The following is a 23,396-nucleotide window of genomic DNA, read 5'->3' as shown; positions in this document are numbered from 1 at the left end:
ACTTACTCCTTTACCAGGATGCTATCGATCTCTGCGATATACATGGTGTGGTAGTCATGTTCCGGGTAGTAGGTATGAGGAAAATCCTCCTGCCCATTTACAGCAGCTTTCGTAAAGAAGGATGCATCCAACGTCTGTGCATAGAGCTTCTTTGTGAGCAGTGTGAGGCGTGCCTCATCAAAGTAGGTATAAGCACCATGTTCCTTCTGTGTCAGCGCGTACTTTGCGATCTTATCCTCATCACGCCCGGATACCGTTCCGAAATACTGCATCATCGGCTTGTATTTCTTCTCAAAAACCGAAAGGGTGATGCCGTCGGATGCATCGACGAACTCTTTCGTGTAGCGCGTCGGACGAATGAAAACATAGGCGACAGGACGTGCCCAAAGAATGCCAAGACCACCCCACGAAGCCGTCATTCCATTGATCTTCCCATTGTGTACGGCACTGACCAACATCCAGTCCTGACCAATCAGTTTGAACACATTCTCTGTCAAATCCGTTGGGCGAATTTCCTTGATTGCCATGATATACCTCCCGAATCATTCTGTGTTGGCTTCTATTATAGCATAAGAAAAGAAAGAATCAAAAAGCCGTCCCCCCACAGGGACGGCAGCGGATGTCAATATGGTGCTCACTGAGGGATTCGAACCCCCGACCCCCTCCATGTGACGGAGATGCTCTACCAACTGAGCTAAGTGAGCCTAAGAAAAAATCCGCACAACTGCGGATGAGAAATCAAATGGTGGGGTTAACAAGATTCGAACTTGTGACCTCCTCGATGTCAACGAGACACTCTAACCAACTGAGCTATAACCCCATAGTGCCGCTCATTTCCAAACGACAAAACAAATTATAACAGATAAAATACAGCCTTGTCAACCCGAAATTCTCAAAAAATAGCCGCGAAAGAGCGTTGGCGTTTTCCTGTTCAGGATCAAAATACGGTTGACAAGACCTACTGCTCAATATATAATTCTAATATAACATATCATATATGTATGAATTAAAAGGAAGAATATCATGGCAGCAATTGAAGATATAGAGGCATTTATCGCAGAGGAATTTGAGTGGTTCCATCGTCATCCCGAGCTCTCCTACGAGGAGGTCGAGACGACGAGGCGGATTCGCGCTGCTTTGGAGCGAGCGGGGATCCGCATTCTGGATTTTCCGCTGGAGACGGGACTGGTCGCGGAAGTGGGGCAAGGGGAGCCGCTCGTTGCTCTGCGCACCGATATCGATGCTCTGCCGATTGAGGAGCAGACAGATCTGCCGTACCGCTCGGAATATAGAGGACGGATGCACGCCTGCGGGCACGACTTCCATATCTCGTCGGTACTCGGCGCGGCGCTCCTGCTCAAGCAGCATGAGGCGGAGCTTACGGGGCGTGTGCGCATCTTCTTCCAGCCGGCAGAGGAGGCGCCGGGCGGTGCGAAGGTGCTCATCGAGGCAGGGGCATTGAAGGACGTTGCGGCGATCTTCGGTCTGCATGCATCTCCCCTTATGGAGGTCGGCACGGTCGGCATCTCAGAGGGAGCGGTGATGGCGGCAGTGGATCGCTTTGTCTTCCGCTTCCGCGGCACGGGGACGCATGCCGCACATCCCGAGTCCGGTGTCGATCCGATTGTCCTTGCGGCGGCGTTCATTCAGTCCGTGCAGACGGTCGTCGCACGCAATCTCAGCCCGTTCTCTGCGGGCGTTGTGAGCGTCACGCATATTGCGGCGGGGAATACGTGGAACGTGATTCCCGAGGAAGCATTGGTCGAGGGGACGACGCGCAGCATGAATGCAAAGGAGCGAGCACAGATCCGCGCGCGTGTCTGTGCACTGGCAGAGCAGCTGGCGGCAGCATACGGTGCTGCCGTGGAGACGGATTGGTACGAAGGCCCTCCTGCAACGCGCAACGATGGCTTTTGGGCGTCGTACGCCGCGGAGAAGGCGAAGGAGCGCGGGCTGAATGTCATACCCGCACCAAAATCGCTTGGCGGTGAGGATTTTGCCTTCTATCAGGAAAAGGTGCCGGGCATGTTCGTCCTCGTCGGGACAGGGCTTTCTGCCGCCATCCACAACCCGACCTTCCGCGTTGACCCGCGTGCCCTTGCGCCGACAGCGGACTATCTGGCGGAACTTGTGCGCACGGCGCTCAGCAAGGTGAAGGGGCACTGACCGAATTTATGGATGAGATGACGCAGTGTCAGAAATGTGACCATCGATAAATAAAAAACGCGGCAGCTGCCGCGTTTTTTCATATGTTTAAGATGTTATGCTTTTCCCGTACTGCCGAGGACGTCCATTTTCTGCATGACGTACGCCTGAACCTCTTTCATGCCCTGTGCAGCATATTTCTTTGGGTCAAAGGCATCCGGATGTTCCTGCATATATGCCTTGATGCCACGCGTGAAGGCGATGCGCAGGTCCGTTGCGTAGTTGACCTTGCAGATGCCGCGGCTGATGCAGTCACGAACCTGCTCATCGGGAACGCCGGAAGTTCCGTGCATGACGAGAGGGATATCAACAACGGAGCGAATGGCACTCAGGCAATCCACATTGACGCAGGGCGTTCCCTTGTAGACACCGTGTGAGGTGCCGATACCGACGGCAAGAAAATCTACGTTTGTGCGTTTGACGAACTCTGCGGCTTCGTCAGGATCTGTGTATGGACTGCCGTCCTCATTTTCGAGATCGTCCTCTTTTCCGCCAACCTTTCCAAGTTCTCCCTCTACGGGAATATTTCCGGGGTGGCAGGCATCCGTTACAGTTTTGGTAAGTGCAATATTGTCAGCAAAGGGGAGCTTTGAGCCGTCGATCATGATGGAGGTGTAGCCGGCGCGATAGGCCTGCATCGCCATATTGAGGCTGTCGCCATGATCTAAATGCATCACGACAGGAATTTTTGTCCGTTCGGCAGCTGCACGTACATTTGCAAGATAGTAATCCAGCCCCGCAAAACGGATGGTACCTGGTGTTGTCTGCATAATGACAGGGGAGGATGTTTCCTCTGCGGCGGCGAGTACCGCCATGACCATTTCCATATTCTCCACGTTGAATGCACCGACTGCGTAGCCGCCTTTCTGTGCATCGAGAAGAAGTTCTTTACTTGTTACGAGTGGCATTTATTTTACCCTCCTTACCTGAATATCTTTTTTGTATTCGTCCACCCTTGACAGGGTTCCGAGAGCATTGCTCTCGGCGACGTTTGCACCGACAGCCGCCATGTTTCTCAACGCATCTGCTACGTTCTCCGGATGCTCCAGCCATATGCTCAGGAATGCGGCGAGTGCCGCATCTCCTGCGCAGGCAGAACTGAGCAGCTGAATGGGGCGTGCCGAGGCGAAATAGACTGCATTGCCGTTAGAGAAATACGCACCGTGCTCACCAAGTGTGAGCAGTACGTTTTGTGCTCCTTCGGCATGAAGAAAATCAAGAGCCTCTATTATGTCACGTTCCGTTTTGACGTGGATGCCGAAGATCTTTTCCAGTTCCTCGTCATTTGGCTTGATCAGGAGCGGGGTCCAGTGCAGGAGATCGCGCAGCTTTGTGGAACTGATATCCAGTATGATGCGGATACCCCGTTCGCGACAGATGTCAAGAATCTCATCGTAGTAGGATGGTTCGATTCCCTGTGGAAGACTTCCGCTGATCGAGAGGTGCGTCATATCCGTCGCGGTTCGAATACGTTCCAACATTTCCTGTTGTTTTTCCCGCGGTACGAGGGCACCGTCGTTTACGAGCTTATACTCCGTTGTGCCGTCGTTCAGAAAAATATTGATGCGTGTAATGTCGTCGACTGCGACGGGAATTACCTCAAACCCTCGTCTGCGGGACTTCTCTACAATATAGCTGCCGGAGAATCCACCGAAGAATCCCATGATCTTTGACGCTATGCCGAAATGATGCAGAACGAAGCTGACATTGAGCCCCTTTCCATTCGGAGTGTAGACTGCATCGAAGGTGCGGTTCACCTTGCGCGGCTCCAAGCCGTTTGTGCAAATATTCATGTCAATGGCAGGGTTCGTTGTCAATGTGTAGATCATGAGCGCGCTCCTTCCATCTCTTGAATGTTAGCGCAAATCATGCTTACTCCTGTTCCGGTTTTTTTCTTGTAAGACCATAGATCACAGCTCCGACCAGAGAGCCGGTGAGAATGCAGAGCACCCATGCAATCGGCTGATCTACGAGTGCGAGGATCAGAAAGCCACCGTGCGGGGCGGGAACCTGAATCTTCATCATATAGGTCAGAACCGCCGAGATGGACGAGCCCAGCATGAGAATCGGGAGAACTGTCAGCGGCGACTTTGCTGCGAATGGAATCGCTCCCTCCGTGATATGTGTACAGCCTAGAATATAGTTGACAAGACCTGCAGCGCGTTCGTCCTTCGTGAACTTATTGCGGAAAATTGTTGTAGCCAGCGCGATGAGGATGGGAGGCGTGATGCAGGCCGCCGAAACACCGGCCATAAAGTAGTAGTTGCCCTGTCCGAGGAGCAGCGTTCCTGTTACATAGGCTGCCTTGTTGACGGGCCCCCCCATATCGAACGCTGACATGCAGCCGATGACGATACCAAGGATGATGGGGTTGGAATTCTGCAGATTGGAAAGGAAGTCCATCATTGCCGCATTGATTGCCGCAATAGGATCGGCAGTGAGACACATGATCGCACCAATCACTGCGACACTGACGAGCGGGACGAGGAAGATGGATTTCAGACCTTCAAATTCTTTGGGCAGACCCGACAGGGAACGCACGAGGTATTTGCAGAGGTAGCCGGCAAGGAAGCCCCCGAGAATACCTCCAATGAATCCGGAGCCTGTCCCCGCCGCAATGACGCCTGCAACAAAACCGGCAACAAGACCCGGGCGATTGGCGATGGATTCGGCGATGTAGGCTGCAAGGACAGGAACCATGAGCCCCATCGCGTAGCCGCCAATCTGTTTTAAAAGTGCTGCAGTGGGGTTGTACTGATCCGAGTTCGGATCAAAGGAAAAGATGCCCCAGAGGAATGAGACCGCAATCAGTACGCCGCCCGCGACAACAAACGGGATCATGTGCGAGACGCCGTTCATGAGATGCTTGTATATCTCATGTGCAGCTCCCGATTTTCCTTCGAGACGGAACATTTCATCGGTTGCATCTGCCGGCGCTGTTCCTCCGTATACGGGGACTTTTCCGGACAGGGCATTCTCTACGAGTTCCGCAGCATGCTGAATGCCGTGTCCGACAGAAACCTCCAGTACGGGTTTTCCGCGGAAACGATCCATTTCCACCTTTTTGTCACAGGCTACAATAATGCAGTCTGCTTCGGCGATCTCTTCCGCTGTCAGTGCATTCTCAACGCCGATGGCACCGTTTGTCTCCACCTTTATTTCTGCGCCCGCCGCTTCTGCCGCGCGACGCAGGGCTTCTGCAGCCATAAAGGTATGTGCGATGCCTGTCGGACAACCTGTGACGCCTAATAGCTTTTTCATCTGTCTCCTCCACCTTTCTATATATTCCGCTGATTCGAGATATACATCATGGTAAAAGAAAATCTGATGAAAATCTTTTCGATTTTGGAAAATAGATTTTCATCAGAAGATGTCAATAATCGTATGAGATTTTGTTTTCGTTCTGCTGTACGAGGTAATCGAGAATCATGCGAGCCATAATACTGAGAGCAACGCGGCTGGTGACCTCATACTCCCGAATGGATACATGCTTGTGCTTGAATCCAATCAGAGACTTTGCGGAGTACGGCAGAAGCGGACTGTCCTCTGCACAGCAGCAAGTGATGACATCCGCACCCAGAGAGTATGCATTGCGTGCGGATTCGACGAGCTCCTCTGTTTGTCCATTGAGGGAGAAGATAATGACAAGCGCAGTGGAGGACAGGTGGTTCGTGATGCTCTTCATGATGTTCGGATCATCCGTCTCCATCACATCGTAGTCGAGCAATTGAAGTTTCAGGCTAAACTCCTTTGCAACATATGAAGTCAGCCCTCTCGCCAAGACGTATACACGAGAGCCTTTTGCCTGCTCGATGCGTCGGACAATCTCGAGCAGGTTTTGCAGGGAGATGCGCTCAAGCAAAACTTCCGCTTCGATTAGGGATTTATTCATGATCTCGTTGATGCTGACAATCGCCAGATCCGTGTTCGGACGCATCAGTTTGTAACGCAGTTCGTTGAATCCATTGATTCCGCATTTGCGGATAGCACGAGAAACAGTAGATGGAGAACTAAAGGTTTCAAAGGCAATGTCAACAATCGACATACGGGAGAGCTTTGTTTCATTTTGATTGATGTATTTGACAATAGTTTTTTCTGTTTGCGTCAGATTTCCCGCGATTTCTTCTGTTATCTCGATGATCATTTGTGCTGTGTCCTTAGGAGATTTCGATAGGTTACACTGTTATTTCTCGTCTCTGCCCTTTTTGCGGTGGTCATACTTCTGTGGAGGAGAGGGACACTTCACCATTTCATGGGATTTACGCAGTCCGAGCCAGAGGAAGAAAACGAGGGCGATGGCCCCGAAGGCGAGGCTTCCCGTCTGCGCGCTCGTGAAGAGTCCGAAGTATTTCTCTGTGTAGTCACCGCGCAGATATTCGAGCGCAAAGCGCACGAGGCTGTAGAGCATGATGTAGAGGGCGAAGCACTGCCCGCGCGCATGGCTGCGCGCGCGGAAGAGGAGGAGGAGTGCGAAGATGACGATATCGAGCTGCCCCTCCCAGACTTCTGCCGGCCAGAGCGGCTGTGCGCCGTACGTGTGGTAGGCGAGAGTCGCCGCGGGATAGAGGATGCCGAAGTCTCCGCCGGTCGGTGCACCGAAGGCATCTCCGTTGAGGAGGTTCGCACAGCGGCCGAGTGCCTGACCGAGGACGATGGCGGGCGCGACAACGTCGAGGAAGTGGATGGTGTCGAGTCCCTGCTTTCGGCTGTAGAGAATGCCGACGAGTACGCCGAGAAAGACGCCGCCCTGGATGGCCATGCCGCCCTGCCAGACGTTCAGCAGTTCGGTCAGATGGTGCTGATAGTAGTCCCAGTCAAAGAAGAACACATCCCAGAGCCGCGCACCGAGGAGTCCAGCGATGCCGCAGTAGATGCCGATGTCGGTGATGTACTTCTCGTAGCCGCGTCCGTCCGCCTTTGCGAGGTAGTAGGCGACCCCTGTGGCAAGGAAGATCGAGAGGGAGATCACGACGCCGTAGGCACGGATGGGAAAATCTCCGATGTAGAAGAGATATTGATGCACGAAATGCCCCTTCCTATGCGGGCGCAAAGAGCGGCAGTGTCTCAAGGAAGATGATGTCTTTCCGTTGTGCCGCGTCGCCCTCGGCGAGAACGGCCGCCTGTCCGATGACGTGCGCTCCCGTCTTTTCGGCGAGATGGGCGAGTGCCTTCATCGAGCCGCCCGTGCTGATCACGTCGTCGAGCAGGAGGACGCGGCGTCCCTTGATGCGTGCGATGTCATCCGCCGTGAGGTAGAGGCGCTGTTTTCCGAGCGTCGTGATGGACTCGTCCTCGACCCAGATGGGATCTTCCATGTACGCCTTGATGGATTTGCGTGCCGTGATGTAGTAGGGCATGCCAAGCTGGCGTGCGAGTTCCGCCGCCAGGGGGATGCCCTTCGTCTCGGCGGTCATGAGGATCTCCGTGTCCGTCGGAATCACCTTTGCCAGCTCGCGTGCACACGCCGTGCACAGCTCCACATCGCCCAGCATGACGAAACCTGCGATCGCCAGGTGTTCGTTGAGGTTCAGGATGGGGAGACTGCGGCGGCAGCCTGCGACGGTGAGTTCATGGTAGCGTTTTGCCATAGCGTTAGAGTCCTTTCTCCGTCAAGATGATCTCCACCGCATTCAGCACGTCGCTGATGTTCTGTTCCGTGATGATGAGCGGTGGCTGAAATGCCATGACGTTGCGGGCGATGCCGTTTTTGCCGACGATGAAGCCGCGGTTCTTGAGCTCCTCGAGCACAGTATCCAGTTCGGCAGGGGCGGGGGATTTGTCCGCGTGGACAAATTCTGCACCGACCATCAGCCCGAGGCCGCGAATGTCGCCGATGATGGGATGCCGCGCTGCAATCTCCTGCAGCCCTGCACGCAGCTGTGCGCCGCGCTGCTCGGCGTTCCCCATGAGATCATGCGACTCGATATAGCGGATGACGCCGAGTCCTGCCGTGGAGGAGACGGGGTTGCCGCCGAGGGTCGATGCGCCGGGCTTCTTGTATTTGTCGGCGACTGTCGGCGTCGCGATAAATGCACTGATGGGCGCACCGTTGCCGAGTGCCTTTGCCATGGTCATGATGTCGGGCTGCACATCGTAGTGCTCGATGCCGAACATCCTGCCCGTGCGCGCAAAGCCCGTCTGCACCTCGTCCGCGATGAAGAGCGTGCCGAAATGCGTGAGGATCTCCTTGATGCGCTTGAAGTAGCCGGGCGGCGGGACGACGATGCCCGCGTTGCCCTGGATGGTCTCGGCGATAAAGGCGGCGGGGCGCCCCGATGTAACTGTTCGGATGATGTCCTCGACCATATTGGCACAGGCAAGGTCACAGGCGGGGTATTCCTTCCCCATGGGACAGCGGTAGCAGTAAGGATTCGGTGCAAAGCTGATGCCTCCGACGGGGTTCGGGTCGGTGCGCCACATGGCAATGCCCGTCAGGCTCATCGTCAGTTTCGTGCGCCCGTGGAGTCCGCTGCGCAGGGCGATGAACTCGCTGCTGCCCGTAGCGATCTCGGCAAGCAGTGCCGCGCCCTCATTTGCCTCCGTGCCTGTGGAGCAGAAGAAGCTTTTCTGCAGTGCGCCCGGGGTGATGCGTGCGAGCTGCTCGGCGAGATTGACGAAGTTCTCCGTAAGGTAGATGTTGCAGACGTGCTGGAGGGTATTGACCTGCTCCGTGACGGCGGCGTTGATCTCGGGGTTGCAGTGCCCGCAGTTGATGACGGAGACGCCCGCGAAGCAGTCGAGATACGCTCTCCCCTCGCTGTCGTAGAGGTACTGCATGGAGCCGCGTACGATCTGGCGCGGGTCGCTGTAGAAATGCCCCAGACAGGGCATGATGTACTTCTTTTTCTTTTCCAGTATGGCAGCTGCGCCGATGTAGGAGTGTTCGCTGATAGAATCTGTTGCCATGAAATATACTTTCTTGATTAAATCGAATTGCGGCTCCGACGGAAGCGGTAAGTTCCGATGCCCAAGGGGCGCGGAGCAATCTCTGTGAGGCGGTCGAATTCCGCCGCACGATAGCCGTCGCCGCCTGCAGCGAGACGGTCGAGTGCCGCACGGTAGATGCGGACGATCTCCGCCGTCACGTCCGCCGTGTAGTCCTGCGCTTCGATGCGGTACGAGCCGAGCCCATTGAACTTTTCGAGGTAGGGGTAGAGGCACAGATCCTTGGCAAAGTAGATGTGACTGCGCCCATACTGGTCGATGCGGATCGAATGGACGCCGCCTGCCTCGTCACGGAACGCATAGTGCGTGTCGAGCAGCTCGGGCGAATCGAGGTCGTTGTATGCGGGCAGCGACATCGCGGGGAAGTTGTAGTCGCAGATCATGGACTCGTACGCGCCGTGGACGACTGCCTCGATCGGCAGGACGGCGTTCTCGACGATCTCGCGCAGCTGACGGAAGGACAGCTCATAGGAGGCCGTCGCCATGGTGAGCCCGTTTTCCTTGAGAAAGGTCGCGGCGAGATGGTTAAAGAGGTTGAAGGAGTGATCCGCCTGAATGGGAAGCTTCGTGAGCGTGCGCGCGAGCTTCAGCGTACCAAGGTTGCCGACCATGATGCCGTCTACGCCGATGTCGTTCAGGGCGGTGAAGAACTGCTCGAGCTCCCCGCATTCGCGGCGCATGGTCGTGCGCGGTGTATTCACGATGATGTGGGCGCGTCCTGCTGCGTCGCGCACGAGTGCCTCGTAGTCGCGCAGCGTCCACGGACGCTGCGGACGAAACGCCTCGCCGCCGACGTAGACGGTGTCGGCACCTGCGTCGATGGCGGCGCGCGCCGCCGCGGGGGTGCCGACGCGGACACTCAGACGGCGGCTGGGTTCGTTCTCCTTCGCAATCGGCGTCTCCTCACGCAGTACCTCGTCGGCAAAGCCTGCCTCCTCGATCGCCTGACTGAAGAAGCGCGGCTCGCGCTCGCCCGTCATGCCGATGTCGATTGCCGTCGGCTGTCCAAACGCAAATGTGGTCGTGTAGTCGCGCACGCGGTTTTCGTAGAGGGTGCGCCAGCCCTCCTCATCCGTCGTATAGCCGTTCGGATCGGCGATGTAGGCGTCGATGGCGGCACGATAGGTGGAGACAAGGCGGCGGATGAACTCCGGCGCGCGCATCCGCCCCTCGATTTTGAATGAAAAGACGCCCGCCTGTATGAGTGCGGGGATGGCGCGATACATGCACATATCCTTGAGCGCCAGCTTGTACGGCCCGGGACTGGACGCGTCGAGCACCTCTCCCGTCTCCTCGTTGATGAAGGCGAACGGCCAGCGGCAGATCTTCATGCAGCGCCCGCGGTTGCCGCTCTGCCCAAAGAGAACGCCGGAGTGGATGCACTGCCCGCTCTCGGAGATGCACATATCGCCGTGCATGAAGTACTCCACCTCGATGCCCGTGCGCGCACGGAAGAGGGCGAGCTCGGAGAGCGTCATCTCACGGCCAACCACGATGCGCGTGATGCCGTACTCTTTGAGCTTTTCGATAGCGTATTCGTTGTGTGTATTCATCATGACCGAGGTGTGCAGGGGCACGGTGATGCCCATCTCGTGCACGAGCTCGAGCACGGCAAAGTCCTGTACGAGAATCGCATCGGGGCGGATCTCCTCCAGATAGGCGAGATAGTCGCGCAGAGCAGGCAGCTCCTCGTTGCTGATGAGGTTGTTGAGGGTTACGTAGAGGTGAACGTCATGGGCATGGGCGTAGTCAATCGCCTCCTTGAGCCGTGCATCGTCGAAGTTGAAATCGCCTTCATGCAGGCGCATATTGAAATGCTTGCCTCCCAGATAGACGGCGTCCGCCCCCGCATCGATCGCCGCTGTCATGGCATCCCATGTGCCGGCAGGCGCAAGCAGTTCGACGGATTTACGGTGTAACAGCATTGTGTAAAGTCTCCTTTGTTGCCGGAGGTGCCGCTGACAGACAGGGACACTTCTCCATCATTGTTTCTGATTATAGCAGGAAATCCCGTTTCTTTCAAATAAGCATGGTCTCCTTTTCCCTATTGTTCGATGTAGTTTATTCATAGAAAGTTTTTTACGCTGTATCTTGTAAAAAAGGCACTTTTCAGGTATGATGATATATAGATTTTATCGTTTATACTGACAATTATAAATACAACGTCTGTTGAGTCGTGATGATATTTTTTTACCCTTAAATTATTGTTTTGGATTATTTGTTTTTTTCTATGTATTTATCTAGTTGCTCTATAAGGAGGCCTTGTGTATGGGAGAATATGGAAGCTTGGGCATTTTTCTTCTCGTGGCGTTGTTTTTCCCCATCATGGCACTGGGACCGGCATTTCTGCTGCAGCCGAAGAAGCCGTCGCCGCAGAAGTACATTCCCTACGAGTGCGGTGTCGATTCGATCGGGTCGCCCTACGTCCAGTTTCGTGCGGGGTATTTCCTCTATGCGCTGCTGTTCATCGTCTTTGACATTGAGACGGTGTTCCTCTACCCGTGGGCAGTAGAGTTCCGCATGCTCGGTGTATTTGCACTCATTGAGATGTTCGTCTTTGTCGGGATTCTGGTGCTCGGCCTTGCCTATGCGTGGCGAAAGGGGGATCTCACATGGAAATAGCGGAGCGTGTTCCGGAGAGCCTGCGGGAAAATGTCTTTGTCGTCAAGCTGGATGAGCTGCTGCGCTGGGCGCATGCAAACTCGATCTGGCCGCTGTCCTCTGGGCTCGCGTGCTGCGCCATTGAGATGATGACCACAGCGACGGCACGGTTCGACCTCGCACGGTTCGGCTATGAGGTGTTCCGCCCCTGTCCGCGTCAGGCGGATCTCTTCATCGTCGCGGGGACGCTGACGTGGAAGATGGCACCGGCGGTTGTGCGTCTCTATGAGGAGATGCCCGAGCCGAAGTATGTGATTGCGATGGGGGCATGCGCGATTGCGGGCGGTCCCTTTGCGGATTCATACTCGGTCGTCTCGGGGGTCGATGAGCTCCTGCCTGTGGATGTCTACATCCCGGGCTGTCCGCCGCGCCCCGAGGCACTGATTGACGGCATGCTGAAGCTGCGCGAAAAGATCCTCCATCCCGAGCGCGTCCGCGCGGAGCGTGCCTGTTGGGCAGAGCGGGCGGCAGAGAGGGCGGTGAACACATGAGGAACAAGTATGTGACGCCCGCAATGCTGGAGGCACTCAAGGTCGCCTTTTCGTCGGCGGAGTACGATGCGGAGACAGAGCGTCCCGCACTCTACATTGCTGCCGAGGAGCTCCTCGGCCTGCTGCGCGTCCTGCGTGACGACGGGACACTGCAGCTGACGCGGCTGGAAAATGTGACAGCAGTGGACTGGAAAGACCGCTTCGAGATGGTCTACCATCTCTTTTCACCGACGGAGCTGCACTGGCTGACGCTGAAGGTGACACTGCCGCATGATGCGCCCGTGCTCCCCTCGGTGACGCCCGTGTTCCCGGGCGCGGAGTTCGAGGAGCGCGAGGTGTATGATCTCATGGGGATTGTGTTCACGGGGCATCCCGATCTGCGGCGCGTCTTCCATGCGGACGATTTCATCGGGCATCCGCTGCGCAAGGACTTTGTCCCGCCGCCGCCGCCCGCTGTTCCATCCTTTCGGAAGGAGGAGTCCTGATGCTGCGTACTGAGACCTATACACTCAACATGGGCCCGCAGCATCCGTCGACACACGGCGTGCTGCAGGTGCAGCTCGAGCTGGACGGTGAGCGCATCGTGAAGGCGACGCCGATCATGGGCTATCTCCATCGTGGGATTGAGAAGCTGCTTGAGGCGCGGACGTATGCGCAGGGGCTGCCTTATACCGACCGCCTTGACTACATCTCGGCCATGAACAACAACTTCGGCTATGCGCGTGCGGTGGAGGAGCTGGCGGGGATCGAGACAACGCCGCGCGCGGAGTACATCCGCGTTATCATGGCGGAGCTGAACCGCATCAACAGTCACCTGATCTTCATCGGGACGCTCGCGAATGATCTCGGCGCGTCGACAGGGATGCTCTATTGCTTCCGCGACCGTGAGAAGATCCTCGATATTTTCAATCTCGTCTGCGGGGCACGTCAGACCTTTCACTATATCCGCATCGGCGGGGTAAAGGAGGATCTCTCGCCCGAGGCGGCGGAGATGATCCGCGCCTTTGTCGACAGCGTGCCTGACTTCCTCGCGGAGTACAACCGTCTCCTCACGGGCAACGAGATTTTTGTCCGCCGCATCCGCGGCACGTCGCCCATGACAACGGAGGAGGCACTCGCGTGCAGTATGACGGGGCCAAATTTGCGCGCGACGGGGCTCGCCTTTGATCTGCGCAAGGTGGACGGCTACAGCGTTTACGATGATTTTGACTTCGATATCCCCGTGGGTGAGCATGGCGATAACTGGGACCGCTACATGGTAAAGCTCGCCGAGATCGCGGAAAGCGCGAAGATCGTGCGGCAGGCAATCGACGGACTGCCCGAGGGTGACTTCATGGCAAAGAAGGTACCCAAGGTCATCAAGCCGCCCAAGGGTGAGGTGTTCAGCCGGACGGAGGGGACGCGCGGGGAACTCGGCTTCTACATCGTCAGCGACGGTACGACGAAACCGTACCGCATCCACATCCGCCGCCCCTCGTTCGTAAATATGCAGGGGCTCGATCCAATGTGCCGCGGCATGCTCATCGGCGACTCAGTCGCCGCCTACTCGTCCATTGACCCGATCATGGGCGAAGTGGACTGCTGAGAAAGGAGACGAATGATGGAGAGCTCTTTTCTTTCTGCGATTGCGGTGGGGCTGGACGGACTCATCTACCGCCTGATCCCGATTCCGTTCGTGGTGGATCTCGTGATGACCTTCGTCGGTATTGCCATCCTGCTCGGTATCATCTCGATGGCGGCGATTGTCTTTACCTACACGGAGCGCAAGATCTGCGCGTTCATCCAAGTGCGCATCGGCCCGAACCGCGTGGGCGGAAGATTCGGTCTGCTGCAGCCCGTTGCGGATATGCTGAAGCTGATGAGCAAGGAGGACATTATGCCCGCCGGTGCGGACAAGGTGGTCTGGGCACTCTCGCCCGCGCTGCTCTTTGTCCCCGCAGCGCTCGTCTACGCGCTTTTCCCGTTCGATGCGGGGGCGGTGCTCGCCGATGTCAACGTCGGTGTGTTCCTCCTCTTTGCCATCTCAGGGCAGGCAGTGCTGCCGTTCCTCATGGGCGGCTATGCATCGAACAATAAGTATTCGTTTATCGGCGGCATGCGCATCGTTGGGCAGATGCTCAGCTATGAGGCGCCGCTCCTCTTCTCCCTGCTCGGCATCATTATGCTGACGGGCTCACTGCGCCTCGACGATATCGTCCAGATGCAGGCGCAGAACTACTGGTTTATCTTCATGCAGCCGCTCGCGTTTATCATCTTCCTGATCGCAGCGGTCGCCGAGACGAACCGTACGCCGTTTGACCTCGTGGAGGGCGAGTCAGAGATTATCGCAGGACCGTTTACGGAGTACTCGGGGATGCGCTGGGCGCTGTTCTTCCTCGCAGAGTACGCGAACCTCCTGACGGCGGCGATCCTCGCGACGACATTCTTCCTCGGCGGCTACAGCGGGCCGTCGTTCCTGCCGGGATTCGTCTGGTTCGGCATCAAGGCGGTGCTCATGGTGCTGCTCATCATGTGGTTCCGCTGGACGTTCCCGCGCACGCGCGTGGATCAGATCCTGACGTTCGGCTGGAAGGTGCTCGTCCCGCTCTCGATTCTGAACGTTGTTCTGACGGGCGCACTGATGTTCTGGTTCGGTATCGTTTAAGGGGGGACGCACATGTTTGGAAAAGGCCTTTTGACCGGCATGAGTGTCACATGGAAGCATCTCTGGGGCAAGAAGGAGACGGTCTGCTACCCCGAGGAGAAGCTGCCCATGACGGATAATTTTCGCGGCGGCAATCTCGCGATGGACTGGCGCGTCTGCATCGGCTGCTCGATGTGCGCCAATGCGTGCCCGAACAAGGCGCTTGATCTGACAATTGTCCCCGATGCGAAGAAGAAGCGCCACATGAAGTCCTACATTCATCACTCGGGGCGCTGTCTTTACTGCAATCTCTGTGTGGAGGCGTGTCCGGTCCATACGCTCGTCTGGGATAAGGACTACGCCATCGCCACGTGGAGCAAGGAGACGATGACGCACGATGCCATGACGGACGAGGACCGTGCTGATCTCGCGGAGTTCCTCGCACAGGTAGAGGTCGAAGCGGGAGAGGAAAAGGCGAAGAAAGAAGCCGCTGCCAAGGCAAAGGCGGAGGCAGAGGCGAAAGCCGAAGCGGAGGCTGCCGCAAAGGAAAAAGCCGCTGAGGAAAAAACCGCTGAAGAAAAAGCTGCGGCGGACACATCCGCCACGGAAAACGGCACGGCAAAGGATGCGCAGACGACGGAAGGAGGGGCGACATGAGCTTTATCTTTTACTTTCTCGCTGCCGTGACGATCATCGGCGCGCTCGGTGTCGTTCTCTCACCGAATGTCGTGCATAGTGCACTCTTTCTCGTGCTCTCATTCATCGGTGTGGCGGCGATCTATTTCTACATCGGCGCAGAGTTTCTCGGCGCGGTGCAGCTCATGGTCTACAGCGGCGCAGTCGCTGTCCTCATCGTCATGGCGATCATGCTGACGCGGCGTGACTCGATGGCGCAGTCCAATCCCTCGCAGAAGCTCTTTCGCCGCGTCGTGACGGGGCTGCTGGCAGGCAGTATCTTCTTCCTTATCGGGTGCGGTATTGTCCTTGCTCCGCTTCCTGCGGGCGAATTTGCTGCATCGACGGGGGCAGACGAGATCGCCCAGCTGATGCTCGGCACGTATCTCGTGCCGTTTGAAGTGACGGCGGTACTGCTCCTCGCGGCGATGGTCGGCGCACTGCTCTTGGCGAGAGGAGGGGATGCGGCATGATCGGTCTTCCTGATCTGCTCTTTTTGTCTGCACTGCTGTTCTGCATTGGGCTCTATGGGCTCCTCACGCGGCGCGGCATCATCCCGATTCTCATGTGCGTGGAGCTGATGCTCAATGCGGTCAACATCAATCTCGTTGCCTTTGACCGCTTTTACGCGCACAACGCGGAGGGGCAGCTGATGGCACTCTTCTCGATTGCGGTCGCTGCATCCGAGATTGCCGTCGGGCTGGCTCTCGCATTCCGCCTGTATCAGATTCGGTTCACGACGAATGTCGATGAGCTGGATACGCTGAAAGACTAGGGGAGGGGAGTGCTATGTTTACCTTTGCTCTGACACATGCCTATCTGATTCCCCTGTTCCCTGCGCTTGCGTTCCTCATTATTGCACCCTTTACGCGGCGGGAGAAGAACCTCTCGGCGACGATTGCGATTGTGATGATGGCTCTGGCCTTTGCGTTCTCCGTCTTTGTCGCACTCGCCGCGGTAAACTATCAGATCACGATGGGCGATCCCTACGTGATGAAGACGGTCTGGGCGCACATCGGTGCGGTGGAGCTGTCGATGGGCGTTCTGATCGACCCGCTGACGGCACTCATGCTCGTCATCGTGACGCTGGTCTCGCTGCTCGTCTACATCTACTCTGTCAGCTATATGGAGCACGATGAGGGGATGGGGCGCTTCTTTGCGTTCATCTCGCTGTTTTCGGCCGCGATGCTCGGGCTGGTCGTCTCGGTCAACTTTCTCCAGCTCTACGTGTTCTGGGAGGGCGTCGGGCTCTGCTCCTACCTCCTGATCGGATTCTACTACGATAAGGTCTCGGCGCGCGAGGCGGCGAAGAAGGCGTTCATCACGACGCGTATCGGCGACTTTGGAATGCTGGTCGGCATCCTGCTCGTGCAGGTGTCGTTCGGGACGATGGACTTCATCGAGCTGCGGCTGATGATGCCCGCGTATGTCCTCGTCGCGGGGACGGGCTACTTGACGGTGATCGGTCTGCTGCTCTTCATGGGGCCGATTGGAAAGTCCGGCCAGTTTCCGCTCCACGTCTGGCTGCTCGATGCGATGGAAGGCCCGACGCCGACCTCGGCGCTCATCCATGCGGCGACGATGGTCGCGGCAGGTGTCTTTCTCGTTGCGCGTGCCTTTTTCATCTTCAGTGAGTGTCCGCTCGTGATGAATTTCATCGCGGGGCTCGGAGCGTTTACGGCGCTTTTTGCGGCGGTTATCGCCGTGACGCAGCGGCGGTTCAAGGCGGTGCTTGCCTACTCGACCATCAGTCAGCTCGGCTACATGATGCTCGCGGTAGGGATTGGCGCGTTCTCCGCCTCGATGTTCCATCTCATGACGCACGCCTTCTTCAAGGCGATGCTCTTCCTCTGCGCGGGCGCGGTGATGCATGCACTCCACGATGAGACGGACATCACCAAGATGGGCGGGCTCTGGAAAAAGATGCCGCTCACCTTCGTGACGATGCTGATCGGTGTCCTTGCGATCTCCGGCATCCCGCCGTTTTCGGGATTCTTCTCAAAGGATGAGATCCTCGCCGCGGCGATGCACGCGAGTACGCCGCTCTATCTCATGGCGACGTTCACCTCCTTCCTCACAGCATTCTACATGGCGCGTCTCCTCATTGTCGCCTTCCTCGGTGAGAGCCGCAGTGAACACGAGGCGCATGAGGTCGATGCCTTCATGCGCTGGCCGATGATTATGCTCGCGCTGCTTACCATTGTGAGCGGCCTATGGGGCTACTTCGGCGGGTTTTCTATGTGGATCTACGCGGATGCACCGCATCATGAGGCGATCGACTGGACGGTGGCGGGGACGAGTACCGTGCTCGCCCTCCTCGCCTTTGCGGCGGCGTATCAGATCTATGGACGCCATCGTCTGCGCGCGGCGATGCAGCAGCGGAGCTTCGGTTTCCTCTATCGCGTCGTCTACAACAAGTTCTATGTGGATGAGCTGTATGGCTACTTCCGTGAGCGCTTCGTCTACGGCACGGCGGTGATCCTCAAGTGGGTCGATGAAAAGATTTTTGACGGCATCATGAATGGACTCGGCGCCTATGGTCTGGCGATGAGCGAGGTGCTGACGGAGAACGTCAACGGGCAGGCACAGCGGTATGTCGTCGTGTTCTACACGGGCGTTGTGATTCTCCTGTGCTATGCGCTGTACTGGGCGGTACAGGTTCTGATGTATCTGGGAGGAGGTCTTCTGCGATGACATTTCCGATTCTCTCGGTCATTCTCCTCACACCGCTCGTGGCCGCGCTCATCCTCGCCCTGCTGCCGGGACGTCTGCACGATACGATACGTCAGCTTTCGGCACTGGCGATGATCATTGTGACGCTGCTGACGCTCTTTGTTTACGCGGACTACGATATGGTGCTCGGCGGGATGCAGTACACGGAGTACATGCCGTGGATCACGGATCTCGGCGTTGCCTACTCGCTCGGCGTAGATGGGATCTCCCTGCCGATGCTCCTCCTGTCGAGCGTCGTGGGGCTCGCGGCTGTCTACAGCTCATGGCATGTGGAGAAGCGGGTCAAGGAGTACTTCGTTCTCCTGCTCATCGTGATCGCGGGTGTCTCGGGGGCATTCCTCGTGCGTGACCTTTTCTTCTTCCTCATCCTCTGTGAGATGGTCGTCATCCCCGCGTACCTGATGGTGATGATCTGGGGCTCGTCCGAGCGCGTGACGAAGGAACACGCGGCGATGAAGATGACCATTTTCCTCCTCGTCGGCTCGGCGTTCATGCTCGTCGGTGTGCTCCTTCTCTACGTGAGTGCGTACGAGTCCGGGATGCGGACGTTCGACTTTGAGGCACTCACCGCCGCTGCTATCGCGGGACATATCTCGTGGGAGGTGCAGGTGACGGCATTCCTCCTCCTGCTCGTCGGTTTCGGCTCGCATCTCTCGATGTTCCCGATGCATATATGGTCGCCCGACGGCTATGCAGGCGCACCGACGGCGATCTCGATGATCAATGCGGGGGTGCTGAAAAAGATCGGCGGTTACGCGCTCATCCGCGTCGGCCTCTTTATCCTGCCGCTCGGGGCAAAGTTCTGGGCACCGCTGATCGCGATCCTCGCCACGATCAATGTGATCTATGCGTCCTATATCGCACTCGCCCAGCGCGACATCAAGTACATGATCGCCTATTCCTCCATTTCTCACATGGGCTACGTTCTCCTCGGCTTCGCGGCACTCAATGTCGTGAGCGTCGGCGGCGCCGTCGCCTATATGGTGGCGCACGGCATCATGCTCGCACTCTTCTTCTCGCAGGTCGGCTACGTCTACGAAAAGACGGAGCTGCGCCGTGTGGGCGATCTCTGGGGCTTGGCGCACTATATGCCGCATATCACGGTCGGATTTATGCTCGCAGGGCTGTGCTCGCTCGGCCTGCCTGGGCTGATCGGCTTCGTGCCGGAGTTTACCATCTTTGTGGGGACGGTGGAGGCATATCCTATCCTCACGGTGATTGCGGTCTCCGGCATCATCTTTACCGCGTTCTACGTCCTGCGCATGCTCGCGCGCGTGCTCTTCGGCCCAAAGGTGGAACGCTTCGCGAAGTACCCCGATGAGCGGAAGATCGACATCGTCCCGCTTGTCGTTCTCGGCGTTTTCCTTGTCGGCTTCGGCGTATTCCCGGGACTCCTCATGGGCATGGTGGACGCGGGAACTGCGCCGCTGGCACCGCTTCTTGAGATGATTCAGGATGCTCCGACGATTCTGGGAGGTGGGCAGTGATGATGCAGGAAATGAATCTTGCCGCAATCTCCATCGAGCTGGGCATCGCCGTACTCATGGCGGCCGTGCTCCTGATCGACCTCTGTATGGCGCGTGGGACATCGCGCCGTGCCCTCGCCCGCGTGACTGCACTCGGACTGCTCGGTGTACTCGCTCTCGCCGTGCGGATGTATCCGCCGGATGGGGGAGCGACGGCGTTCTTTGCGGGGCTCTACATCGTTGACGGCTATTCCGTGTTCTTCAAGATTCTCTTTATCGTCGGCGTCCTCGCCACTGTGCTTTTTGCAGAGAGCTATGTGGAGAAGATGATCCGCCACAGGGGCGAGTTCTATCTGCTCCTCCTGTCCGCCCTGCTCGGTATGTGTGCTCTCGCTTCGGCGAACGACCTCATGACGGCGTTTGTCGGGCTGGAGCTCATGACGATCTCGTTCTATACACTCGTTGCGATCCGCACGGATGCGCCGCTCTCGGCAGAGGCGGGCATCAAGTATCTGGTGTTCGGGTCGGGCTCGACGGCTGTGCTCCTCTACGGCATGAGCCTCGTCTACGGGATGACGGGGACGATGGTGTTCCAGGGCATCGCACAGGGACTTGGTCTCGTGCTCTCCCTCGGGCTCATCGGTGTGGTCTTTATCCTCGCAGGCTTCTTCTTCAAGCTCTCGATCATCCCGTTCCATCTCTGGGCACCCGATGTGTATGAGGGCGCACCTGCGCCCGTGACGGCACTCCTCGCCATGTGTTCCAAGGCGGCGGGGGTGGCGATCCTCCTGCGCGTGCTCTTCGTTGCGTTCCCTGCGCTCTCGGCGTACTGGACGCATCTGATGGCGGCACTTGCGTGTGTCTCCATGGTCGGGGGCAACATCATGGCGTTCCGTCAGACGAACATCAAGCGGATGCTCGCCTACTCCTCGATTGCGCAGGCGGGATACATGATGACGGCGATGGTTGCGACGAACGCGGCGGGTATCAAGGCAGTACTCTTCTACGCGATGGTCTACGTCTTGGCGAACGTCGGGGCGTTCGTGACGGTCTCCTATCTGGAGACGGAGCGCGGCGGTGCGGACTTCCGCAGCGTGCGCGGGCTGGCGCATGACTCTCTGCTTCCGGCGGGCATCCTGATGGTTGCGCTCCTGACAATGGCGGGCATCCCGCCGACGGCAGGCTTTGTCGGCAAGATTTACATCTTCTCCGCCGCGATAGATGCAGGCTATCTCTGGCTCGCAGGGCTGGGCTTTGTCGTGTCGATGATGTCCGTCTACTACTACCTCCTCGTCATCAAGGAGATGTTCCGCGATGTCGAGGCAGATGAGCCGATGATCGACACGCCGCTGCGCCTCCCGTTCTCGGCAGGAGCCATGGGCGTCATTGCCGTCGCCTTTACCCTCATCATCGGCGTCTGGGCAGAACCCCTCTCGATCTTCAGCAATATCGCCGTCTATACCTTTATGCGGTAGAAATATTTTGTGATAAATCAAAACCACCAGTTCAACTGGTGGTTTTGATTACTGTCTGTTCTCTGGGGAGCAGACCAAACAACTTATTCATCGAATATGTCTGCATAGGTTCCAGTTTCGACTAGGGTCAAGGTTAGGACGTCGTTTTCAACGAGGTATATCAACAACCAATCCGGTTGAATATGGCACTCGCGAAATCCCTCCCAATTGCCATGAAGTGCATGGTCACGGTATTTGGCATCTAGCTTGTGCCCCTGTCCCAATGCTTCGACGACATCATCCAATAGCTTGAGATTCAAGCCACGTTTCTTGGCACGCTTGTAACTTTTCTTATAAACGTTGGTGAACTTGATGTGATAGGTCATTCTTCCAATGCCCTCTTCAAGTCGTCCATGTTGTCATAGCTAGGGACATCCGGGTCGCGGGAGATTTTTCTTGCTTCTTGCATAGCCGCCAAGGTGCTTTGTTTATAATGGGGCATTTCGATAGAAAACGGAATACCTCCACGAAGGACACACTGATGCAGAAACATATTAACGGCACCGGACATATCTAGGGAATCACTGATAAAATGAGGTCTGCCAGATTGGCGTAGATTTTTCGTCCGAACGAGGTGGAAAACCGGACGCAGAGTGGTGCTCTGTGGAGGATTTTCCGCCGAAGTGCGGGCAAAAAAGATGCGTCAAGATGGTTGTTCCGAATTTATCAGTGCTTCCCTAGCCCCAGCTCAGAAAACAAAGCGCCGGCCTGTTCTTTTATGCTCCGGTCAATTCTTATTTGAGTGGGGACAGTTGACATGATGACCATACTCCTTCCTTTTAGAACCAGTATAGTTTGTTTAGTTTACGATGTAAACTAAAACGTTTGAGTATAAATAAGGAGAGGAGATCAATGGTCATGGAGGATGGGCAGGTGATCGTCGTTTTTAAGAGTGAGATTGAGGTTGGTGTTGATGGATGAAGTATGTCTGCATGTTGCGTAGACTGGATAGAATGGTTCTGTTCACTAGTTACCATATGATACGATCTTTTCTCGTTTTTTTCAGCCAATCCAAGAGGAATTGACGGAATGTACGCGCCGCTTCGGTGAGGATGACGGTCTTGTCCTGTATGAGGCATACCTCCTGCCCCACATCTTTTCCGTCGCCAAGTTCTCGCATGACAATGTCCGGCTGTCTGTTCATGACGGCTGCGTAGTCGTAGCCGAGATTGATCGCAGGATTATGACGCAGCAGATCAACAATGAGGGATTCATCGGCAGTTTCGGCTAGAATCTCGATTTTGAGACCTGGCAGGAGGATGTGTTTGTCGATATTATGACGGAAACAGTGATAGGCGCGTCCTTTACTGATGATCATTTGTCCGTCGAGATCTGTGTAGGTGATACGGCTCTTTTCTGCCAAGGGATGATGCGCAGAGAGACGAGCACAGTAGCGGGAGAAAAAGAGTACGTCCCCTTGAAAGCGTGTCTGATCAAAAGGGGCGGTGACAATGGAAAAATGAGATCGCTTTGTTAGAAGTCCCTCCATTGCATCGTCGTCTGTTGTATCGACAATGCTCAGAATAATGCTCGGATGAGTAGTATGAAAATCCTGTAGAAATTGCGATCCAAGATAAGAAAAGACGTGATCCAGTGCAAAAATGGCAACGACGCTTTTCGAGTGGGTGGCGAGGGATGTCATGCTTTCGATGGATTGATATTCATCCAGCAGACGTTGGACATGGGGCAGCAGTGCTGCTGCATAATCGGTCGGAATGATTCCGCGCGGGGTACGGATGAAAAGCGGCTGTCCAAGCTCCTCCTCGAGTGACCGCATCGCTCTGCTGAGACCCTGCCTTGCAACATAAAGATGATCCGCCGCCGTCTGGATATTGCCGCAGCGATAGATCTCAATAAAATACTCCATCTGCTTTCGATTCATCTTCATACCTCCCGTCTCTTTCATCGGTATCTATTCTACCGCAACAATATTGTTGCGGCAAGTCCCGTTGTTTTTCTTGCCGTCATTTGGGAAGTACACTATACTATGAACAGATCAACCAAATGATGAACAGGAGAAACACTTATGAAACTCACACAGATTCGCAATGCAACGAACCGTTTGAATTATGCGGGGAAGGTA

Annotated in this window: 23 protein-coding genes and 2 tRNA genes; 12 read left to right on the top strand and 13 right to left on the bottom strand. The window is 56.3% G+C overall.

All coding sequences use genetic code 11. The annotated features are described in order from the left end of the window. Positions 1 to 2: 2 nt before the first annotated feature. The 3 genes from HMPREF0908_RS02780 to HMPREF0908_RS02770 form a co-directional block, all read right to left on the bottom strand. Positions 3 to 527: a flavin reductase gene (locus HMPREF0908_RS02780; protein WP_006689913.1), complete on the bottom strand. Its 525-nt coding sequence runs from the start codon at positions 525 to 527 to the stop codon at positions 3 to 5. 101 nt (positions 528 to 628) lie between these two features. Then, a tRNA-Val gene (locus tag HMPREF0908_RS02775) sits at positions 629 to 704 on the bottom strand. A gap of 39 nt (positions 705 to 743) precedes the next feature. After that, positions 744 to 820 (bottom strand) — tRNA-Val (locus HMPREF0908_RS02770). Between the two features lie 203 nt (positions 821 to 1,023). Between HMPREF0908_RS02770 and HMPREF0908_RS02765 the strand changes: the two genes are divergently transcribed. Beyond that, positions 1,024 to 2,166, top strand: coding sequence for an amidohydrolase (locus HMPREF0908_RS02765; protein ID WP_006689912.1), 1,143 nt, complete (start codon positions 1,024 to 1,026; stop codon positions 2,164 to 2,166). A gap of 95 nt (positions 2,167 to 2,261) precedes the next feature. Here HMPREF0908_RS02765 and HMPREF0908_RS02760 read toward each other — a convergent pair whose 3' ends face one another. The 8 genes from HMPREF0908_RS02760 to HMPREF0908_RS02725 form a co-directional block, all read right to left on the bottom strand. Beyond that, positions 2,262 to 3,113: a class II fructose-bisphosphate aldolase gene (locus tag HMPREF0908_RS02760; protein WP_006689911.1), complete on the bottom strand. Its 852-nt coding sequence runs from the start codon at positions 3,111 to 3,113 to the stop codon at positions 2,262 to 2,264. Beyond that, positions 3,114 to 4,034 carry a 1-phosphofructokinase gene (locus tag HMPREF0908_RS02755; protein ID WP_006689910.1) on the bottom strand — a complete coding sequence of 307 codons (921 nt, stop codon included), beginning with the start codon at positions 4,032 to 4,034 and terminating at the stop codon, positions 3,114 to 3,116. It abuts the gene before it with no gap. A 43-nt stretch (positions 4,035 to 4,077) separates the two neighbouring features. Next, complete coding sequence (locus tag HMPREF0908_RS02750) at positions 4,078 to 5,466, bottom strand: PTS fructose transporter subunit IIC (RefSeq protein WP_006689909.1); 1,389 nt, start codon at positions 5,464 to 5,466, stop codon at positions 4,078 to 4,080. Between the two features lie 112 nt (positions 5,467 to 5,578). Continuing rightward, positions 5,579 to 6,349: a MurR/RpiR family transcriptional regulator gene (locus HMPREF0908_RS02745; RefSeq protein ID WP_006689908.1), complete on the bottom strand. Its 771-nt coding sequence runs from the start codon at positions 6,347 to 6,349 to the stop codon at positions 5,579 to 5,581. A gap of 39 nt (positions 6,350 to 6,388) precedes the next feature. Next, positions 6,389 to 7,228 carry a prolipoprotein diacylglyceryl transferase gene (lgt, locus tag HMPREF0908_RS02740; protein ID WP_040572360.1) on the bottom strand — a complete coding sequence of 280 codons (840 nt, stop codon included), beginning with the start codon at positions 7,226 to 7,228 and terminating at the stop codon, positions 6,389 to 6,391. Between the two features lie 13 nt (positions 7,229 to 7,241). Next, positions 7,242 to 7,793 carry a phosphoribosyltransferase family protein gene (locus tag HMPREF0908_RS02735; protein WP_006689906.1) on the bottom strand — a complete coding sequence of 184 codons (552 nt, stop codon included), beginning with the start codon at positions 7,791 to 7,793 and terminating at the stop codon, positions 7,242 to 7,244. 4 nt (positions 7,794 to 7,797) lie between these two features. Next, positions 7,798 to 9,111 carry an aspartate aminotransferase family protein gene (locus HMPREF0908_RS02730; RefSeq protein WP_006689905.1) on the bottom strand — a complete coding sequence of 438 codons (1,314 nt, stop codon included), beginning with the start codon at positions 9,109 to 9,111 and terminating at the stop codon, positions 7,798 to 7,800. A 17-nt stretch (positions 9,112 to 9,128) separates the two neighbouring features. Further along, the gene (locus HMPREF0908_RS02725) at positions 9,129 to 11,075 is read right to left on the bottom strand and encodes a peptidase U32 family protein (RefSeq protein ID WP_006689904.1); all 1,947 of its coding nucleotides are present in this window, start codon (positions 11,073 to 11,075) and stop codon (positions 9,129 to 9,131) included. Positions 11,076 to 11,418: 343 nt separating this feature from the next. Between HMPREF0908_RS02725 and HMPREF0908_RS02720 the strand changes: the two genes are divergently transcribed. The 11 genes from HMPREF0908_RS02720 to HMPREF0908_RS02670 are packed head-to-tail and all read left to right on the top strand — an operon-like array spanning position 11,419 to position 21,274. Continuing rightward, the gene (locus HMPREF0908_RS02720; RefSeq protein WP_006689903.1) at positions 11,419 to 11,772 is read left to right on the top strand and encodes an NADH-quinone oxidoreductase subunit A; all 354 of its coding nucleotides are present in this window, start codon (positions 11,419 to 11,421) and stop codon (positions 11,770 to 11,772) included. After that, on the top strand, positions 11,763 to 12,302 hold the full coding sequence (locus HMPREF0908_RS02715) for an NADH-quinone oxidoreductase subunit B (RefSeq protein ID WP_006689902.1): 540 nt from the start codon (positions 11,763 to 11,765) through the stop codon (positions 12,300 to 12,302). Before HMPREF0908_RS02720 ends, HMPREF0908_RS02715 begins: the two co-directional genes overlap by 10 nt. Continuing rightward, positions 12,299 to 12,787 carry an NADH-quinone oxidoreductase subunit C gene (locus tag HMPREF0908_RS02710; RefSeq protein WP_006689901.1) on the top strand — a complete coding sequence of 163 codons (489 nt, stop codon included), beginning with the start codon at positions 12,299 to 12,301 and terminating at the stop codon, positions 12,785 to 12,787. The genes HMPREF0908_RS02715 and HMPREF0908_RS02710 overlap by 4 nt, the downstream gene beginning before the upstream one ends. Further along, a complete protein-coding gene (locus HMPREF0908_RS02705; RefSeq protein WP_006689900.1) occupies positions 12,787 to 13,887 on the top strand; it encodes an NADH-quinone oxidoreductase subunit D in 1,101 nt (366 codons plus the stop codon). The genes HMPREF0908_RS02710 and HMPREF0908_RS02705 overlap by 1 nt, the downstream gene beginning before the upstream one ends. A 12-nt stretch (positions 13,888 to 13,899) precedes the next feature. Further along, complete coding sequence (gene nuoH, locus HMPREF0908_RS02700; protein WP_006689899.1) at positions 13,900 to 14,946, top strand: NADH-quinone oxidoreductase subunit NuoH; 1,047 nt, start codon at positions 13,900 to 13,902, stop codon at positions 14,944 to 14,946. A 12-nt stretch (positions 14,947 to 14,958) separates the two neighbouring features. After that, positions 14,959 to 15,582 (top strand): 4Fe-4S dicluster domain-containing protein, encoded by a 624-nt coding sequence (locus HMPREF0908_RS02695; RefSeq protein ID WP_006689898.1) that lies wholly within the window; start codon positions 14,959 to 14,961, stop codon positions 15,580 to 15,582. Next, a complete protein-coding gene (locus HMPREF0908_RS02690; protein ID WP_006689897.1) occupies positions 15,579 to 16,073 on the top strand; it encodes an NADH-quinone oxidoreductase subunit J family protein in 495 nt (164 codons plus the stop codon). Before HMPREF0908_RS02695 ends, HMPREF0908_RS02690 begins: the two co-directional genes overlap by 4 nt. After that, positions 16,070 to 16,375: an NADH-quinone oxidoreductase subunit NuoK gene (gene nuoK / locus HMPREF0908_RS02685; protein ID WP_006689896.1), complete on the top strand. Its 306-nt coding sequence runs from the start codon at positions 16,070 to 16,072 to the stop codon at positions 16,373 to 16,375. The genes HMPREF0908_RS02690 and nuoK overlap by 4 nt, the downstream gene beginning before the upstream one ends. A gap of 14 nt (positions 16,376 to 16,389) precedes the next feature. Next, positions 16,390 to 18,294 carry an NADH-quinone oxidoreductase subunit L gene (nuoL, locus tag HMPREF0908_RS02680; RefSeq protein ID WP_006689895.1) on the top strand — a complete coding sequence of 635 codons (1,905 nt, stop codon included), beginning with the start codon at positions 16,390 to 16,392 and terminating at the stop codon, positions 18,292 to 18,294. Continuing rightward, positions 18,291 to 19,820 (top strand): complex I subunit 4 family protein, encoded by a 1,530-nt coding sequence (locus tag HMPREF0908_RS02675; protein WP_006689894.1) that lies wholly within the window; start codon positions 18,291 to 18,293, stop codon positions 19,818 to 19,820. The genes nuoL and HMPREF0908_RS02675 overlap by 4 nt, the downstream gene beginning before the upstream one ends. After that, entirely contained in the window at positions 19,820 to 21,274 is a 1,455-nt protein-coding gene (locus HMPREF0908_RS02670) for an NADH-quinone oxidoreductase subunit N (protein ID WP_006689893.1), read from the top strand. Before HMPREF0908_RS02675 ends, HMPREF0908_RS02670 begins: the two co-directional genes overlap by 1 nt. 83 nt (positions 21,275 to 21,357) lie before the next feature. Here the strand turns inward: HMPREF0908_RS02670 and HMPREF0908_RS02665 are convergent, their stop codons facing one another. Both HMPREF0908_RS02665 and HMPREF0908_RS02655 read right to left on the bottom strand, forming a co-directional pair. After that, positions 21,358 to 21,639: a type II toxin-antitoxin system YafQ family toxin gene (locus HMPREF0908_RS02665; protein WP_006689892.1), complete on the bottom strand. Its 282-nt coding sequence runs from the start codon at positions 21,637 to 21,639 to the stop codon at positions 21,358 to 21,360. Between the two features lie 644 nt (positions 21,640 to 22,283). Further along, positions 22,284 to 23,219: a LysR family transcriptional regulator gene (locus HMPREF0908_RS02655; protein WP_006689890.1), complete on the bottom strand. Its 936-nt coding sequence runs from the start codon at positions 23,217 to 23,219 to the stop codon at positions 22,284 to 22,286. Between the last annotated feature and the right edge of the window lie 177 nt (positions 23,220 to 23,396).

The organism is Centipeda flueggei ATCC 43531 (assembly GCF_000160695.1).
GTDB classification, from domain to species: Bacteria; Bacillota; Negativicutes; order Selenomonadales; family Selenomonadaceae; genus Centipeda; species Centipeda flueggei.
The sequence above is the reverse complement of the archived record's forward strand: the minus strand, read 5'-3'. Positions and strand labels throughout refer to the sequence as shown.